This window comes from Comamonas testosteroni (genome assembly GCF_000761245.1).
GTDB classification, from domain to species: domain Bacteria; phylum Pseudomonadota; class Gammaproteobacteria; order Burkholderiales; family Burkholderiaceae_C; genus Comamonas; species Comamonas testosteroni_C.
This window is the reverse complement of sequence record NZ_AWOR01000078.1, coordinates 266,780-283,807: the sequence shown is the minus strand read 5'-3', so window position 1 is coordinate 283,807 and position 17,028 is coordinate 266,780. Positions and strand designations below refer to the sequence as shown.

Sequence of the window (17,028 nt, the reverse complement as noted above, 5' to 3'; positions counted from 1 at the left end):
TCACGCCGCAGCGCTGATTTCCTCCTGCGGCAAGGCGAACTCGGCACCGGCATAGTCCAGGTGAATCTCGAACTCGCGACGCAGCAGGCGCTGCGCCCAGTCTTCGACCAGGCTGCGCTGCGCAGCACTGACCCGGCTCCCCATTTCCAGCCGCACCAGGCTCGGCTCCTCGAGGCCAAAGGCACGATAGCCACCCAGCGGCAGCAGGCCCCGTGCATGGTCCTCGACGGCGCGAAGCAAGGCCTCGCCGGAATCGCAGATCGCCGACGCCACAAACACTTCGGGGTCACGTTCCACCCAGTTCAGCACATTGCCGATCTGCGCCACGTCATGCGCCCGGCAGGCCTGCGTGACGCCGGGGCGGCCGCCATCGATCATGGCAAACACAATGTCCAGGTCCGTCTGCTCGACCATTGCCGAGACACAGGTGCGGGCCCAGCCCGGGCGATGCTGGTGACCGCAGAACTGGGTGACGAGCTGCCCCTCAAAACCGGCACGCCTGAGACCGTCCGCATAGGCCGCGCGGCCACGCAGACCCGGCGGCACCTTCTCGCCCGAGAAATGCCCCACCTTGCCCGTCTTGCTCCACTGGCCGGCCAGCACGCCGGCGAGAAATGCCGACTGCTCCTGCAGCACCTCGTAACGCGCCACATTGGGTGCCGCCCAGCTGCCTTGCGTGACCGCAAAAGCCTGCTCGGGCCAGCGCTCGGCCAGGATCTGCACCGGACCGTCACCCTGACCGCCATGCGCAAGAATCAGCGCATAGCGGCCGCCGCACAATGCGGACATTTCGGCGGCGCGCTGCTGCGCCGACTGGCCGGCCACCCAGAGCACATCGACCTCGTGGCCGGCATCTCTTGCCTTATGGGCTCCGCGCAGCCCCGACTCATTGAAACTGCCCTGTCCTTCGGGGCCAAACAGCACCACGGCATAGCGCGGCTTACGGGGTGAATACAGGTTGTCGGTGCTCATCGTTGTCTCTTTTGCTTAAAGTTTTGCGCCTGTCTTTTTCGCGATATCGCCCCAGGCCAGATGCTGGTCTGCAATCAGCTGGGTGAAGGCCTTGGATTCCATATCCCGGGTCACGAATCCCTGGGCCTGCAGCGTCTGTGCAAACTCGGGACGCGCGCTGATCTGCCGCACCGCGCTGGCGATTCTTTCGGCCAGCGCCCCGGGCAGGCCGGCGGGAGCCGAAATGCCGACGAAGTTTTCGGAGACCAGTTGTGCCAGCCCCAGTTCGGCCACGCTGGGCACCGCCGGTGCCTGCGCTACGCGGCGTGGCGATGTCAGCGCCAGCAGCTTGAGCCGGCCCTGCTTGTGCAGCGCGATGTTCTGCGGCAAGGCGTCGATCGCCAGCTTGATATGGCCGCTGAGCAGATCCGCACGCATGGGACCGGCGCCGCGATAAGGCACGTGCTCCATGGACAGCTTGAGCGTCTGCGCAAACTGCTCGCCCACCAGATGCCCCACCGAGGCAGCGCCGCCGCTGCCAAAGGCGACGGGAGCAGGCTGCTCCTTGATCCAGCTCACCAGCTCGCTCAGGCTGTTGGCGGGCACCGAGGGATGCACGGCAAACACCGTGGGCACGGCGCCGATATAGGCCAGGTGTTCGAAGCTGCGCAAGGGGTCGTAGCCAGGGCTTTGCAGCAGCGATGGTGCTATCGACAGCGCCGCAGAATTGGATACCAGCAGCGTGTAGCCGTCATTGGCGCTGTGCGCCACGATTTGCGCACCAATCGACGAGCCCGCGCCTGGCTTGTTGTCTATGACCACGCTCTGGCCCAGCTTCTCAGCCAGCGCGGGAGCCAGCACCCGCGCCACGATATCGCTGGAGCCGCCGGGCGGGAAGGTCACGACCAGCTTGATGGGCCGCGCCGGCCAGGCCTGCGTCTGCGCCGCACGCACATGCCATGCAGCGCCCAGCATGCCTGCCGCCGACACCCCGGCCAGCCCCTGTATGAATGATCTGCGACCCGTATCGCGCATAGCTCCGCCCTCCGAACTGCTTTTGGTTTGAAGCGAGCTCTGCAGCGCACGCCATGAGGCTTGCCAATATAGGCACACCAGGAGCAAACCCTAAACACTGATTTCTCATTAGCTAGGGCGGAACTTATCTATGCGCTCGCGGCAGACGGCGGCGCCACGACGAAACCGCGAGCTCTGCCAGCTCCAATGGGCATGCGCCAGCGTGCCGATTGCGACCTTGAGCGGCACGGCCTAGTACCCAATACGTACACGCCCGGATCGGGCCAGGTGGTATTCTTTTTCTCCTCTGGAGACCCCGATGAACGCACCTGTTGCCCACACCTCGCTGCAGCCCGATTTCGTGCAGCGCCCCATCCCCGAAGAATTTCTGCTGGCTCTGCAAACACGTTTCGGCGGCCAGTGCTCCACGGCGCTGGCCGTGCGCGAGCAGCACGGCCGCGACGAAGGCGCGATTTCCGCGCCCCCTCCGGCAGCCGTGGTGTTTGCCGAATCCACCCAGGACGTGCAGGATGCCGTCAGGCTCTGCGACCAGTACAGCGTGCCCGTGATTGCCTACGGCGCAGGATCGTCGCTGGAGGGCCATCTGCTGGCCGTGCAAGGCGGCATCACCATTGACGTCAGCCGCATGAATCGCGTGCTCTCGGTCAACACCGAAGACCTGACCATCACCGTGCAACCCGGCATCACGCGCAAGGCATTGAACGAGGCCATCAAGGACACCGGCTTCTTCTTTCCCATCGACCCCGGAGCCGACGCTTCGATTGGCGGCATGACCTCGACCCGTGCCAGCGGCACCAATGCCGTGCGCTACGGCACCATGCGCGAGAACGTGCTGGCCCTGGAGGTGGTGACGGCCAATGGCGAAGTGGTGCGCACAGGCAACCGCGCCAAGAAGAGCGCCGCCGGCTACGACCTGACCCGCCTGCTGGTGGGCAGCGAAGGCACGCTGGGCATCTTCACCGAGATCACGCTGCGCATCTATCCGCTGCCCGAAGCGGTGAGCGCAGCCATCTGCTCTTTTTCCAGCATCGAGAACGCCGTGCACACGGTGATCCAGACCATCCAGATGGGCATTCCCATCGCCCGCGTGGAACTGATCGATGTGAATTCAGTGCGCATGGTCAATGCCTACAGCAAGCTGTCCCTGCGTGAAGAGCCCATGCTGCTGATGGAGTTCCACGGCTCGCCCACGGGCGTGAAGGAACAGGCCGAGATGGTTCAGGACATTGCCCATGAATTCGGCGGCAATGCCTTTGAATGGGCCGAGCGCCCCGAAGACCGTACGCGTCTGTTCACCGCGCGCCACAACGCCTATTTCGCGGCCGTCTCCAGCGTGCCCGGCTGCCGCTGCATCACCACCGATGCCTGCGTGCCCATCAGCCGCCTGGCCGATGCGCTGCTGGAATGCGTGACCGAGGCTGATGCCAGCGGCATCCCCTACTTCCTGGTCGGCCACGTGGGCGACGGCAACTTCCACTTCGGCTATCTGATCGACCCCGACAACGACGCCCAGCGCCAGCAGGCCGAGCAACTCAACCACACGCTGGTGGCACGCGCGATTGCGCTGGGCGGCACCTGCACGGGCGAGCACGGCATCGGCATCCACAAGCAGGGCTTTTTGCTGGAGGAAGCCGGCGTTGGCGCGGTGCAGATGATGCGCGCCATCAAGCAGGCTCTGGACCCCAAGAACATCCTGAACCCGGGCAAGATCTTTGAGCTGCAGTAAGCAGCGCTCGAGGCGCTTGCTGAAGACGCGCCGACCATGAAAAAAGGGCCTGCAGTTGCAGGCCCTTTTCTCGTTTCGGATCGGCGCTTTACTTGCCGACCTTGAGCTGACCGCCGCGACCCAGGCCGCCCTTGACTTCCTGCGCCTTGTAGTTGCGCAGCGAGATCACCATGTTGTTGTAGGCATCCATGAAGGCAGCGACCGTGGCCTTGCCTTCGGGTGAGCGCGAGAAGCCGCCCAGACCACCACCCACGCCACCGCCGAACGCGCCCATGGCAGCGCCGAAATTGGTGGCTGTGGAGTTGCCTTCGGAGATGGAGATCTGCACGCCCGAGCGGATGTCGAACATGCTCAGCGTCACCACCGAAGCCTTGCTCTGCATGGCGCCGCCGATCAGCGTACCCACATTGCCGAACAGACCGCCCACGCCCGCGGCCAGCTGACCGGTTGCATCGTTGTCGATGATGATGGAAGGCTCCATGTAGTAGTCGGCAGCCACGCGCTGGCCCTTTTGCTGCTTGGAGCCGGCGCGGAATTCACCCGAGTTGCGCTGCTTGTCGGTGATCGCCGACATCTTGCTTTCGGTACGGTTGTTGCCGATGGAGGTGATCACAAAGCAGTTGGACTGCTGCACGGCCAGACGGATCAGGGGCTCGATGGTCGTGATCTTGGTGGCAGCGCCAAAGCTGGCATACCAATCCTTGCCGCGACCGTCATCCACGGCCAGGGTGCCCAGGGGGGCATCGCAACGCTCGAGCGTAGAGTTCGCATTCACGCTGGTTGCGCCGCCCGCTGCGCCGGTGGCAGCCGTGGGAGCCGTACCCGTGGAGATGGTACCGCCGCCAGGGGTCACGCAGCCGCCCAGTGCCAGGGCCGATGCGATGGCTGCCAGACGCAGCGTTGTCTTCTTGGACATAGTGTGATGCTTTCTAAAAAATGAAAAATGCTGCGGCGCTCACAGCGCCTCAGCGGTAATACCAACCCGACGAACCCCACACCATGTAGTAGGGCGCGCCCACATACCAGCCGTTCCAGGACTTGCGCTCGTCCTCGATGGCCTGATAGCGTGCATGTGCATTCTGTTTGGCGGCCTGTGCCTGGGGCAGCAGGCGCTTGGCTTCCTTGAAGCCCTTGGCGGCAGCACGCGACAGCCAAGCCTCGGCCTCGGCGGGATCCGGGCCCATTTCTTCAAAGCCCAGCAGATACAGACGACCCAACGCAAACTGGGCCTGACCGTTACCGGCATCGCCGGCCTTGCGCATCCACTCGATGGCCTGATAGCTGTTGCGCTCCACGCCATCGCCGCGCAGATAGCGCAGCCCCAGGTCGTAGGCTGCGCGAGGATCGGCTTCGGCTTTTTGCACCAGTGCCGCCAGGCGGCGCTCCGCCTCGGGATTGACGGGCTCGCCACGGAAAGTCGCGACATTGCGCGGCAGCTCGGAGCAGTTGTTGCCTTCGCACAGGCGCACGGTGGGCGAAGCAGGTGCCAACTGCTCCTGCGGTGTCTGTACCGCGCATGCTGTCAATACAAGAGCCGCCAATGAAAAGGTGGGGGCAAGCAGGCGCATGGATGTCTCCTCTGAATTCTCAGCCGCTGAAAGCCGAAAAGTATACATAAGCAAAAATCGGTAATTTTTACGACGAGTTGACAACACGCATACCCTACCAAAGAGGGGTATCCCGAACAAAATGCAAAATCCCGACAAGGCCTTGTCTGCGCTGCGGTGTCCTGGAGCCTGTGTATGACGGATACATTTCAAAACTCATGACAAAAAAATGGCTTGCCTCGACCTGGCCTCTGCCTGCATTGCTCGTCTGGTTGCTCGCCTGGGTGATCTTTGCGGCTCTGGCGCGCCTGCTGCCCTGGTGGCTGGCCCTGCTGGTCGCCGGCAGCTTCAGCACGGCGGCCAGCCTCTACGGGCCCAACTGGTGGCGCAGGCTCATCATTGCGGCCGGGTTTCCGCTGTCGTTTCTGGTGCTCGGCGCCAGCCAGTTGCCCGCCTGGGGCTGGCTGCTGCCTCTGGCCTTGCTGCTGCTGATCTACCCGCTCAATGCCTGGCGTGATGCCCCGGTCTTTCCAACGCCGTTGAATGCGCTCAAAGGGCTGGCAGAGGTCGTGCAGTTGCCGGGGCAAGCGCTGGTGCTGGACGCCGGCTGCGGCATGGGCGATGGCTTGCGCGCGCTGCGCAGCGCACTGCCGCAGGCCCGCCTCAATGGTCTGGAATGGAGCTGGCCACTGGCGATTGCCAGCGCCCTGCGCTGCCCCTGGGCACGCGTGCGGCGTGGCGATATCTGGCTGGCCGACTGGAGCGGCTATCAGTTGGTCTATCTGTTCCAGCGGCCCGAAAGCATGGGCCGCGCCGCTGTCAAGGCGGCCACCGAGATGCGGCCCGGCAGCTGGCTGGTGAGCCTGGATTTCCAACTGCCCGGCGTGGAAGCGACGGCATGCCTGCAAGGCAATAGCCGCCACCAGGTATGGATCTACGCCATGCCTCTGGATGGCGCAGAACGCAGCTGAGACGCTTTATTTGGCTGCGCCGCTGGCCTTGCTCACGTAGAGAGCAACGGCAGCGATATCGGCTTCGCTCATTGTGGCCTTGAAGGAGGGCATGGAGCCGATGCCGTCCTTCAGAGCGCGCGCCACGCGGGCCGCATCGGGCTGCAACTCGTCCAGCACCGGGCCTATGGCACCTTCGGCGCCGGCGTCCTTGAGGGTATGACACACCGCGCAGGCAGGGACTGCAGCAGTGGTGAACAGCTCTTTGCCGCGCGCCATCTGGGCAGCCTGATCGGCATGAGCGGCAGTGCCCGCAAAGGCGGTCAACAACAGGGCGGCGAGGGTGTGGTTTGTCTTCATCATTGTTCTTGGAGAAATGCGATGCATCGGGGTTGGATCCCATACCCTGCGTCCCTTCTTCCGGCACGGGGCATGGGCAGTGATTGCGACGCTCAGGCCACGGTGACCGTCACGGCGTGGTCGGCCCAGCTGGTGTTGTTGTAGCCGCTTTGGTTTTCACCGCGCGTCTCGGGCTGCACATTGCCCTTGACGTCGGTGGCGCGGCTGGCCAGCTGGTAAGTGCCCTTGGGCAGCTGGGCCGGGAGCACGAACTGGCGCCAGGCGTACTTGCCCATGTCGGGGCCTACCAGACGAGCCTGCTTCCAGCTCTTGCCGCCGTCGATGGAGACCTCCACCCCCTTGACTGCGTTCATGCCGCCGAAGGCCACGCCCTGAATCTGCACCAGGCCGGAGGCCTGGTTGCCGTCTTCGGGGATGGGGCTGTTGATCCAGGACTTGACGCTCATCTCCTGCACCGAAGGCTGGCTGGGATCGCCCTTGCTGCCCGGAGGCGAGATGCGGTAGCCATGGGACATGATGTGCGCTTCGCTTTCCTTGACGGTAAAGGCCAGCTGCTTGATGTACTTGATGTTGTTCACGCCGGTGTAGCCGGGCACGATCAGACGCAGCGGGCCGCCATGGGCCAAAGGCACGGGCTCGCCGTTCATCTCCCAGGCCAGCAGCGCGTCCTCCATGGCCGACAGGGGCACGGAGCGCTCCACCAGCACGCTCTTGGGATCGAGGCCTGCGGGCAGCACCTCTCCGCCCGTTCCCGTCATGTAGACCATGCCGTCGGCCACGCCGCCCAGGGCCTTGACTACTTCACGCACGGGCACACCGCTCCAGACCACGCAACCAGCAGCACCCACCGTCCATTGCGTACCGCTGGGCTTGGAGGGGAAGAAGGCGCGGCCGTTGCCAGAGCATTGCAGCACCATGGTCACGGTCTCCAGACCCATGGTCTTGAGTTCACGCACGCTCAGCTGTCTGGGCTTTTTCACACCATCGATCTGCACCGCCCATGCATCGCGGTCGGCCACGATGGCCTCCGGCGGCGTCCGCAGGTTGTTGCGCACATAGAGCTGGCTGGTGGGCGTGACCACGCCGGCGCCAAACGCGCTGCGCTTGGTCTCGATGGTGGTGGAACTGTGCACGATCACTGCATCGGCATTCTTGAAGCCGGCATAGCCGGGCAAAGGCTTGGCGGCGGGCGCAGCCGCCTGTGCCATGGCCTGGCTCTGGAAGCTGGCCAGACCGGCCGCAGCCAGCGCACCGGCGCTGCCCGCGAGCAGGCGACGACGCGGCAGGGATGTGGGTTGTTGCATGGTGTCTCCTTGGTAATTGTGGTGAATGCTCAGCGCGAAAAATCCGGTTCAGCCATCGGCTTTCTCAGGGGCTCCCAGAGCGCGTGATGCCACGGCCAGAGCCTGTTTCTTCTGTGCGATCAGCACCAGCGGGCGGCCTTCGCGCGAGCGCACCACCTGCCAGTAGCTGTTGGCCCACCAGCCCTGGCCGTCGGCAATCCGCTGGGGCTGCTCGAAGGCCAGCACGGTGACGATGCCGCCTTTTTCAAAAAAAGTGGTCAGGTGATAGGCGCGAGTGCCGTCGATATCGCAGGGCCGCATGAGCTGGGTATAGCCAGGCAGCTTCTGCTCGGCAGGCCAGTCCATATGCCTGGCAATCTCGGCCTCCGGGATGAACTGGCCACGCAGCGTGCGTTCGTAGTACTCATGCTCGATGGCCGAGCGCACCATCTGCGGCGGGCGCAGGCTCAGCACGCTGCCCGCAGCGATGCTGCCGACTATCACGGCTGCACACAGCGCATGCAGGCCACGACGGGCGTACCAGGGCGTGTGGCGCAGCAAATGGGTCGGCGGCTCGCCAGGCTCGAAAGCCAGCGCCAGCTCGGCACGGGCACGCAGGTCGAAATCGGTGTCTTCGGGGCGGTCTTGGTGTTTCATGGTGCGCGCTTTCTCAGCGGTATCACGCCGGCAGCTGCGGAAGATTCGGTGGTGGCCCCCGCGGGACGGCGCGCAGGCTCCTGCAGTGCCGTCTTGAGCGCATCACGGGCCCGCGCCAGGCGAGAGAGCACAGTGCCCGGAGCAATATCCAGCGCCTCGGCCATCTGGGCCGTGGGCATGTCGTCAAAGTAGTAAAGCACCAGCACTTCACGATGGATCGGGGCAATGCGGCTCAGCGCCTTGACCACGTCCAGCTGCGCATCGAGTGCATCGTGATGATTCACGCCCTGCTCGCAGGCTTCATCCAGAGACTCGGTCTGCGATTGCACAGGATCGAAGTGCCTGAAGGCATGACGGCGCATGATCTGGAACAGCCAGGCCCTGGCCATGCTCTGGTCGCGCAGCTGGTGGCGAAAGCGCCAGGCGCTGGTGAAGCAATCCTGCACCACATCCTCGGCCGTGGCACGCGAGCCCGTCAGTGCCCAGGCGCTGCGCAGCAAAAAGCGGTAATGCTCGCGCACCCACTGGTTGTAGCGCGACTCGGCAGAGAAGATCATGGTGATAGAGAGCGCAGGCCTGCTGCTTTCATTCCATGCCGCAGCAAATATTTTCTGGAGCCACCCGGCAAGTAGAGATAGGGCTTGCGGCCCTTTTCAATCAATCGCTGGCAGCCATGACTTTGGTGTGCATGCCAAAGAACTGCGCAGGCGGCATGCCCACCGTGCGGCGCACCATGGCGCTGAAGGCGCTGGGACTGTAGTCCAGCTCGGCCGCAATGCGCTGAATCGGCCAGTTGCGCGCCGCCAGGCTGACGGCATGGGCCAGCACCACCTGCTGGCGCCACTGGGTAAAACTGCATTCCAGCTGCTGGCGAAACAGTCGCGCCACGGTGCGCGGGCTGGCCCCGGTATCGCGCGCCCAGTCTTCCAGCGTCTCGTTGCGCGTCGGGTCGGCCAGCACGGCCTCGCAGAGCTGGCGCAAGCGCTTGTCCTGGGGCAGGTTCACACCCAGCTGCACGGCACTGGCGCGGCGCAGCTCGTCGAGCAGCAGCTGGCTCAGATGGTGCTCGCGCGCCCTGTCCTGCTCGCACAGCTGCAGGCAGTCATCGGGCAGCGTGGGCAGCTCGCGCACCACGGCGCGCAGCAGATCCGAGGCGTTGAGCACCCGGCACTGGCGCCAGGCCGCCTCTTCCTCGGGGCTGACATCGGGGCCGCAATGCCCATCGGGCTGGAAGAAATAAAGCGTACGCAGATCGGCGCTTTCCACCATGGTCACGGCATGCTCCATGCCCGGCGGCACCCACAGCACGCGGGACGGCGGCACGATGTAGGTGCCCTGGGCCACCGTCAGGCGTATGGTGCCCGTGGTGGAGATGGCCAGCTGCCCCCAGGGATGACGGTGCGGCCGGACCTGGGTATCGGCCTCCAGCCAGCGGCATTTGGCCCGCACCGGGCGCTGCGCCGTGGGGATGTAGAGATGGGGTGTCAGCGTCTCCACATAGGCGCTGGCCTTGCCTGCGCGCAGGGGCTCGGGGTCGTGGAGGCTGGACATGATGGTTTGGCTGGCTTGCGATAGCAATTGGCAGACTATCGCATACAAGACGCAGGCCGTCTGCCTAAGATGCGACTTATGAACCGCCCTGCCTCCACAACATCTCAGAACCAGGCGCCAGAGACACTGCGCAGTGACGCGCGCACCATCGGCCTCATCGGCCTGGCCCATGGCTCGTCGCACTTTTTCCATCTGCTGCTGCCGCCGCTGTTCCCCTGGCTGATCAAGGACTTCGGCTACAGCTATGCCGAGCTCAGCGTCATGGTCTCGCTGTTCTTCATTGTCTCGGGCACCGGCCAGGCACTGGCCGGCTTTGCGGTGGACCGCTTTGGCGCACGTCCGATTCTGTTTGCCGCCCTCGGCAGCTTTGTGGTGGCAGGCCTGATTGCCAGCTCGGCCCAGGGCTACAGCATGCTGCTGGCTGCCTCCTTCTTTGCGGGCCTGGGCAATGCGCCCTTCCACCCCGTGGACTTCACCATCCTCAACAAGCGCGTGTCGCAGCAGCGCATAGGCCATGCGTTCTCGGTGCATGGCCTGTCCGGCAATCTAGGCTGGGCACTGGCGCCGCTGTTCATGGCGGGCATCACCACGGCCACAGGCTCCTGGCGTCTGGCCTGCCTGGGCGGCGCCCTCTGCGCAGCCGTGGTGCTGGCCATCATGGTCTTCAACCGCGATGCGCTCGATGATCGTGCCGAATCCGCCGGTGCTGGCGCCAAGCCGGCCACCGCCGCCATTGCCGCACCTCAGGAACACCCCATGGCCTTCATGAGGCTGCCATCGGTGTGGCTGTGCTTTTCCTTCTTCTTCTGGAGCACCTGCGCGCTCAGCGCCATCCAGAGCTTTGCCAGCCCGGCCCTGCAATCCATGTACGGCCTGCCGCTTTCCGTGACGGCTCTGATCGTCACCGGCTATATGCTGTGCGGCGCTGCCGGCATGGTCGTGGGCGGCTTTCTGGTCGGCCGCGTGCAGCGGCTGGAGAAGGTGATCTCCATCTGCATGCTGGGCTCGGGCCTGTTGCTGTTTGTCGTCGGCACGGGCTGGCTGCCCGGCATGGTGGCGGTGGTCGTGGCTTCTGTCGCCGGTCTGGGCACAGGCCTGGCCGGCCCCTCGCGCGACATGCTGATCAAGCGCGCCGCCCCCCCCGGCGCCACGGGTCGTGTCTACGGCACCGTGTATTCCGGCCTGGATCTGGGCTTTTGCCTGGCCGCGCCGGTCTTCGGCTACATGCTGGACCACCAGATGACCAACGCCGTGTTCTACGGCTCGGCGATTGCGCTGGTGCTGTCGGTGGTCTCGGCCGTCATCGTCGGCGACGGTGTGAGCAAAAAGACCAAATCACATCTGGCAGCTGCCTGAGCAACAGGCGCAACCCACCAAGCCCTGCCCGCGCAAGCTGCAGGGCTTTTTTTCGGCGCGAGAGATCAAGTTATCCTGGTATTTATCCCTAGGCCGGCAGCCCGGAGGCCGCAAACACGGCTGCTAAGCTGATTTCCCTGAGCGGTGCATCACGCCGCCTTTTCTTGCCGTGGCCCCTATCCGGGAACGGTCCGCCCCCTAAGGAGAATTTCTATGCGTTGGAACACGCCCTCTGCCCCTTTGCTGCGCGCCCTGCCCCTGGCCCTGGCCCTGGTGCTGGCCTTCGGCTCTGCCCAGGCTGCCCCTCAAGCCGATCTGCTGGAGCATGCGAAAAAGGAGCAGCAGCCCTATCTGGATACGCTGCGCGATCTGGTGCATATCGAGTCCGGCAGCAAGGATGTGGCGGGCGTGAAGAAGATTGCCGAGTACATCGCCGGCAAGCTGCGCGCGCAGGGCGGCAAGGTCGAGGTGATCGAGCCCAGCGACATCTACCGCCTCGATGACACGCCCGAGAAAGTCGGCCCCATGGTGCATGCCGAATTCAAGGGCAAGGGCAGCAGCCGCATCATGCTGATCGCGCACATGGACACCGTCTATCTGCCCGGCATGATCAAGGACCAGCCCTTTCGCATCGACGGCGACAAGGCCTATGGCCTGGGCATCGCCGACGACAAGCAGGGCGTGGCCCTGATCATGCATATCGTGCCCCTGCTCAAGAAGCTGGGCATCGAGGACTACGGCACGCTCACGGTGCTGATCAACGGCGACGAGGAAATCAGCTCGCCCGGCGCACGCAGCACCATCACCCGCCTGGGGGCCGAGCAGGACGCCGTGTTCAGCTTTGAAGGCGGCGGCACCGACGGCAGCCTGCGCCTGGCCACCAGCGGCATCGGCGCCGCCTACCTCAAGGTCACCGGCAAGGCATCGCATGCGGGCGCCAAGCCCGAGGACGGCGTGAATGCGCTGTACGAGCTCTCGCATCAGCTGCTGCAGATGAAAGATCTGTCCCAGCCCCAGGACGGCCTCAAGCTCAACTGGACGGTGTCCAAGGCCGGTACCAACCGCAATGTGATCCCCGCCGAGGCCACGGCCCAGGCCGATGCCCGCGCGCTGCGCGTGGCCGATTTCACGGCGCTGGAAAAAGCCATGCAGGACAAGATCGGCAACAAGCTGCTCCCTGCCAGCAAGGTGGAGCTGAAGTTCGAGGTGCGCCGCCCGCCGCTGGAGGCCAATGCCACGGCGCGCAAGCTGGCCGCCCATGCCCAGGGCATTTATGAGCAGGAGCTGAAGCAGCCCATGAAGATCATGGACAAGGCCACGGGCGGCGGCACGGATGCGGCTTTCGCGGCCCTCAAGGCCAAGGGCGGCGTGATCGAGGGCTTTGGCCTGTCGGGCTATGGCGCGCATTCCAACGATGCCGAATACGTGCACATCAACACCATCGCACCGCGCCTGTATCTGGCTGCGCGCATGATCCAGGACCTGTCGCGCGGACAGATCAAGTAAGTGTTTTTGATAGCTGCTTTCGCTTGATCAGCATCGATTTCCGTATAGAAACGATCTACAAATCAACAGGAGCTTGCGATGCAAGCTCCTGTTTTTTTTGAACTACAGGCATGTCCACCGCGCCTGATCCGGACCGGCCTCGCCCGCATTTCCAAGGTTCTGTCGCCTAGCCAACAGACCGCTGACACACGAGTGTCTACATTCATCGAATCAACGATGAAGGAGAGTCGCCCGTGAGCCAAGAGCCCTTGAACATCCCCAGCGTGCAGCATCTGGTCAGCCCCGAGGAATGGCAGTTGCGCGTGGATCTGGCCGCCTGCTACCGGCTGGTGGCTCTGTACGGCTGGAGCGATCTGGTCTTCACCCACATCAGCGCGCGGCTGCCGGGCGCCGGGCATCACTTCCTCATCAACCCCTACGGGCTGATGTTTGACGAGATCACGGCCTCCTCGCTGATCAAGGTGGACCTGGGCTGCAACAAGCTCATGGACTCGCCTTTCCCCGTGAACCCGGCCGGCTTCGTCATCCACAGCGCCGTGCATGAGGCGCGCGCCGACGCGCAATGCGTGATCCATACCCACACGCGCGCCGGCGTGGCCGTGGCGGCCCAGAAGAACGGCCTGCTGCCCATCAGCCAGCAAAGCACCTTTGTCCTGGGGTCCCTGGCCTATCACGTCTACGAAGGCGTGGCCTTTCGCGAGGACGAGAAGCCGCGTCTGCTGGCCGACATGGGCGAGGCCAACTTCCTCATGCTGCGCAACCACGGCCTGCTGACCTGCGGCCCCACGATTGCCGATGCCTTTTTGTCCATGTACGTCTTCGAGTCCGCCTGCCAGATCCAGATCGCGGCCCAGTCCGGCGGCACCGAACTCACCGAGGTCGACCCGCAGATTCTGCAGGGCATCGCCCATGCCATGAAAGTGCAGACCGGCGGAATGGGCGGCCAGTTTGCCTGGCCCGCACTACTGCGCAAGCTCGACAGAATCGACGCCGGCTACTGCAGCTGAGCACTGCATTCATCTCCCGCCCCTCCAAAAAAAAGAGCATCCCGTGGATGCTCTTTTCGCTTGCTCCGGCCAAAGAATCAGACTTCGCCGCGCAGCTTTTCGATGATGCCGTTGAGCTCGTCAAGCGAGCCGAACTGGATGGCGATCTCGCCCATTTCCTGCTGCTTGCCGTGGCGACGCACGGTCTTCTTGATGCGCACCTCGACATCGGCGGTGAGCAGGTCGGACAGCTCTTCCTCGATGCGTTTCACGTCGCGCGACTTGCCATCTTTCTTGGCCTTCTGGCGCGTCAGATTGAACTCGGCACCGATCTTCTTGACCAGCGACTCGGCCTCGCGCACCGACATCTTCTTGGCCGCGATCTGGTTGCCTGCCGTGATCTGGGTGGCTCGGTCCAGCGTCAGCAGCGCCCGCGCATGGCCCATGTCGATATCGCCGGCCATCAGCATGGTCTGCACGGGCTCGGCCAGATTCAGCAGACGCAGCAGATTGGTGGCGGCGCTGCGCGAGCGGCCCACGGCCTGAGCGGTCTGCTCGTGGGTCAGGCCGAACTCCTTGACCAGGCGGGCCAGACCCTGCGCCTCTTCCAGCGGGTTCAGGTCTTCGCGCTGAATGTTCTCGATCAGTGCCATGGCCGCAGCGGCTTCGTCGGGCACTTCGCGCACCAGCACCGGCACCTCGGACAGACCCGCGATATGCGCAGCACGGAAGCGCCGCTCGCCGGCAATGATTTCGTACTTGCCGGCGTTGTCGCCCCTGGAGAGCTGGCGCACCAGGATCGGCTGCATGATGCCCTGGGCCTTGATGCTCTCGGCAAGCTCGTACAAGGCGCCTTCGTCCATGCGGGTGCGCGGCTGGTACTGGCCGGCCACCATCACATTGAGTGCCAGGGTGCTCGGCAGATTGGCCTGAGACCCGCTCGCAGCGGTCTGCTCTGCTTCACTGACCTTGGGGCCCAGCAGGGCTTCCAGACCACGTCCCAGGCCCTTGGGTTTCTTAGTCACCATTGCTGAATTCTTTCTTTAAAGGGAGAGCAACAGCTCATGCCCGGCTTCCCACAGTCCCAGTCCGCTGGCCGTGTTGATATGGCCTGCGGCACCCACATTCACGAAGCGGCTGCCCCAGCCCTGTGCCATGGTCTGTGCGCGTGCTACAGAGCAGTTGGGGTCGTTCTCGCTGCCCACCAGTATCGACGGGAAGGGCAGTTGTTGCAGCAGCACGGGCGACCAGCCTGGCAAGACGCCGCGCAGGCTTTCTTGCTCCGTGTCGCCGGGGGCTACCAGCAACGCACCGCGCACCTTGGCTTTCGCGACTTGAGAATGCGCCGCCCACCAGGCCACCAGCACGCAGCCCAGGCTGTGCGCCACCAGGGTGACGGGAGCCGGAGCGTCGAGCACGGTTTCCTGCAGGCGGATGCTCCAGTCACCGCGCAGCGGATGCTGCCAGCTATGCTGCTCCAGCCGCTGGTAGCCGTACTGGCTCTGCCACAGACTTTGCCAGTGGCCGGGGTCGGAGTTCTGCCAGCCGGGCAGCAGCCAGACATGATGCGGGTTCAGTGCTTCAGAGGTCATGACCGTTGGTGATGGCTGGACAGGAGACGAGGAGCTGTTTCACGTGAAACACTCACATTTTCTTGATGCGGCGCACCATCTCTTCGGCGAACTCGACAAAGGCCTTGCTGCCCTTGGCCGAGGCGTCGAACACCACGCCCGGCAGACCGTAGCTGGGGGCTTCGGCCAGGCGCACATTGCGTGGAATCACGGTATCGAACACCTTGTCGCCGAAGTGCTCCTTGAGCTGGTCGCTGACCTGCTGCTGCAGCGTGGTGCGCGGATCGAACATCACGCGCAGCAGACCGATGATCTGCAGGTCGGGATTCATGTTGGCATGCACCTGCTTGATGGTGTTGACCAGATCGGTCAGGCCTTCCAGTGCAAAGTACTCGCACTGCATGGGAACGATCACGCCATGCGCCGAGCACAGACCGTTCAGGGTCAGCATGGACAGGGAGGGCGGGCAGTCGATCAGCACGAAGTCGTAGTCGGCGGCCACGGCCTGCAGAGCGGTCTTGAGACGCTCGTTGCGGCGCTCCAGCGAGACCAGCTCGATCTCGGCACCCGACAGCTCGCGGTTGGCGCCCAGCACGTCATAGCCGACCTGCTCGGACTTCTGGGCCACTTCCTTGACGCTGGCGTTTTCCAGCAGCACGTCGTAGACCGTCAACTCCAGCGCGCGCTTGTCCACGCCGGAGCCCATGGTGGCATTGCCCTGGGGGTCCAGGTCGATCAGCAACACACGCTGGCCGACCTTGGCCAGACCTGCGGCAAGATTGACCGTGGTCGTGGTCTTGCCCACTCCACCCTTTTGATTGGCAACGCAGAAAATTTTGGCCATTGAACTTCTCTTTTAGTTGGCGGCCAGCTTGAGGCCAAAACCGATCAGAAACACACCGGCTGTTTTTTCCAGCCACTTCACCACGGCCGGGTTGGCACGCAAGCGCTCGGCCAGCAACGTGGTCAGCGTCACCACGATGACGCTGTAGATAAAGGTAATTGCCGCCACCGTGGCAGCCATCACGCCAAAGGTGATGGCGCCCTGATGTCGGGCCGGATCCACGAACATGGGGAAGAAAGCCATGTAGAACACAATGGCCTTGGGGTTCATCAGGGTGATCAGGGCACCCTGGCGGAAATACTGGCGTGGCTGGATTTCAATGGCCGGCGCATCGCCGGGCCTGGCCGTGAGCAGCTTATAGCCCAGCCAGGCCAGATAGGCCGCCCCCACCCACTGCACGGCATGGAAGGCCGCCGGGTAGGCGGCCAGCACCGCCGCCACACCTGCCACAGCCAGCCACATCAGCACCTGGTCGGCTGCCATCACACCCAGGCAGCATGCAAGGCCCGCTCTCCATCCGCCCTTGCCCGTGGAGGTAATCAAGGCCAGATTGCCTGGTCCAGGGATCAGCAAGAAAACGGTAACGGCGGCTGCAAAAGCGCCGTAATCAGAGATGCCAAACATTCAAACCCTGCGCGATGGAAAACAGCAAGTTTATGCGAGGGCCATGACCGGCGCATCTGCATTGCACAGATGTTGCCTGAC

18 protein-coding genes are annotated in these 17,028 nt (G+C 64.1%); 5 read left to right on the top strand and 13 right to left on the bottom strand.

Features of this window, described 5'->3' with window-relative positions:
- Both P353_RS23310 and P353_RS23305 read right to left on the bottom strand, forming a co-directional pair.
- Nucleotides 1-972 (bottom strand): BMP family lipoprotein, encoded by a 972-nt coding sequence (locus P353_RS23310; protein ID WP_034374978.1) that lies wholly within the window; start codon nucleotides 970-972, stop codon nucleotides 1-3.
- Nucleotides 973-987: 15 nt separating this feature from the next.
- The gene (locus P353_RS23305) at nucleotides 988-1,986 is read right to left on the bottom strand and encodes a Bug family tripartite tricarboxylate transporter substrate binding protein (protein ID WP_034374976.1); all 999 of its coding nucleotides are present in this window, start codon (nucleotides 1,984-1,986) and stop codon (nucleotides 988-990) included.
- A gap of 298 nt (nucleotides 1,987-2,284) precedes the next feature.
- On the opposite strand from P353_RS23305, the gene P353_RS23300 reads away from it, so the two are divergent.
- A complete protein-coding gene (locus P353_RS23300; protein WP_034374974.1) occupies nucleotides 2,285-3,712 on the top strand; it encodes an FAD-binding oxidoreductase in 1,428 nt (475 codons plus the stop codon).
- Nucleotides 3,713-3,800: 88 nt separating this feature from the next.
- On the opposite strand, the gene P353_RS23295 is transcribed toward P353_RS23300, so the two are convergent.
- The gene (locus tag P353_RS23295; protein ID WP_034374972.1) at nucleotides 3,801-4,628 is read right to left on the bottom strand and encodes a hypothetical protein; all 828 of its coding nucleotides are present in this window, start codon (nucleotides 4,626-4,628) and stop codon (nucleotides 3,801-3,803) included.
- 49 nt (nucleotides 4,629-4,677) lie between these two features.
- Complete coding sequence (locus tag P353_RS23290) at nucleotides 4,678-5,280, bottom strand: tetratricopeptide repeat protein (protein WP_034374970.1); 603 nt, start codon at nucleotides 5,278-5,280, stop codon at nucleotides 4,678-4,680.
- 197 nt (nucleotides 5,281-5,477) lie between these two features.
- On the opposite strand from P353_RS23290, the gene P353_RS23285 reads away from it, so the two are divergent.
- Complete coding sequence (locus tag P353_RS23285; protein WP_034374968.1) at nucleotides 5,478-6,230, top strand: class I SAM-dependent methyltransferase; 753 nt, start codon at nucleotides 5,478-5,480, stop codon at nucleotides 6,228-6,230.
- Between the two features lie 6 nt (nucleotides 6,231-6,236).
- Here the strand turns inward: P353_RS23285 and P353_RS23280 are convergent, their stop codons facing one another.
- The 5 genes from P353_RS23280 to P353_RS23260 form a co-directional block, all read right to left on the bottom strand.
- Nucleotides 6,237-6,572 (bottom strand): c-type cytochrome, encoded by a 336-nt coding sequence (locus P353_RS23280; RefSeq protein WP_034351188.1) that lies wholly within the window; start codon nucleotides 6,570-6,572, stop codon nucleotides 6,237-6,239.
- Nucleotides 6,573-6,661: 89 nt separating this feature from the next.
- On the bottom strand, nucleotides 6,662-7,873 hold the full coding sequence (locus tag P353_RS23275) for a sulfite oxidase (protein ID WP_034374966.1): 1,212 nt from the start codon (nucleotides 7,871-7,873) through the stop codon (nucleotides 6,662-6,664).
- 48 nt (nucleotides 7,874-7,921) lie between these two features.
- Entirely contained in the window at nucleotides 7,922-8,509 is a 588-nt protein-coding gene (locus tag P353_RS23270; protein ID WP_034374964.1) for a hypothetical protein, read from the bottom strand.
- Nucleotides 8,506-9,066 carry an RNA polymerase sigma factor gene (locus P353_RS23265; protein WP_034374962.1) on the bottom strand — a complete coding sequence of 187 codons (561 nt, stop codon included), beginning with the start codon at nucleotides 9,064-9,066 and terminating at the stop codon, nucleotides 8,506-8,508. Before P353_RS23265 ends, P353_RS23270 begins: the two co-directional genes overlap by 4 nt.
- Before the next feature lie 100 nt (nucleotides 9,067-9,166).
- Nucleotides 9,167-10,060, bottom strand: a complete 894-nt coding sequence (locus P353_RS23260) for an AraC family transcriptional regulator (protein ID WP_034375203.1) — start codon at nucleotides 10,058-10,060, stop codon at nucleotides 9,167-9,169.
- Nucleotides 10,061-10,138: 78 nt separating this feature from the next.
- Here P353_RS23260 and P353_RS23255 point away from each other — a divergent pair, with 78 nt between their 5' ends.
- The 3 genes from P353_RS23255 to P353_RS23245 all read left to right on the top strand — a co-directional run bounded on the left by P353_RS23255 (nucleotide 10,139) and on the right by P353_RS23245 (nucleotide 13,929).
- A complete protein-coding gene (locus P353_RS23255; protein ID WP_034374960.1) occupies nucleotides 10,139-11,416 on the top strand; it encodes an MFS transporter in 1,278 nt (425 codons plus the stop codon).
- A 213-nt stretch (nucleotides 11,417-11,629) separates the two neighbouring features.
- Nucleotides 11,630-12,922, top strand: coding sequence for a M20/M25/M40 family metallo-hydrolase (locus P353_RS23250; protein WP_034374958.1), 1,293 nt, complete (start codon nucleotides 11,630-11,632; stop codon nucleotides 12,920-12,922).
- A gap of 233 nt (nucleotides 12,923-13,155) precedes the next feature.
- On the top strand, nucleotides 13,156-13,929 hold the full coding sequence (locus P353_RS23245) for a class II aldolase/adducin family protein (RefSeq protein ID WP_034374956.1): 774 nt from the start codon (nucleotides 13,156-13,158) through the stop codon (nucleotides 13,927-13,929).
- Nucleotides 13,930-14,006: 77 nt separating this feature from the next.
- On the opposite strand, the gene P353_RS23240 is transcribed toward P353_RS23245, so the two are convergent.
- The 4 genes from P353_RS23240 to P353_RS23225 are packed head-to-tail and all read right to left on the bottom strand — an operon-like array spanning nucleotide 14,007 to nucleotide 16,947.
- A complete protein-coding gene (locus P353_RS23240) occupies nucleotides 14,007-14,936 on the bottom strand; it encodes a ParB/RepB/Spo0J family partition protein (protein ID WP_034374954.1) in 930 nt (309 codons plus the stop codon).
- Between the two features lie 15 nt (nucleotides 14,937-14,951).
- On the bottom strand, nucleotides 14,952-15,500 hold the full coding sequence (locus P353_RS23235; RefSeq protein WP_034374952.1) for an RBBP9/YdeN family alpha/beta hydrolase: 549 nt from the start codon (nucleotides 15,498-15,500) through the stop codon (nucleotides 14,952-14,954).
- Nucleotides 15,501-15,552: 52 nt separating this feature from the next.
- A complete protein-coding gene (locus tag P353_RS23230) occupies nucleotides 15,553-16,323 on the bottom strand; it encodes a ParA family protein (protein WP_003059963.1) in 771 nt (256 codons plus the stop codon).
- A 12-nt stretch (nucleotides 16,324-16,335) separates the two neighbouring features.
- Nucleotides 16,336-16,947, bottom strand: coding sequence for a LysE family translocator (locus P353_RS23225; protein WP_034374950.1), 612 nt, complete (start codon nucleotides 16,945-16,947; stop codon nucleotides 16,336-16,338).
- Nucleotides 16,948-17,028: the final 81 nt, after the last annotated feature.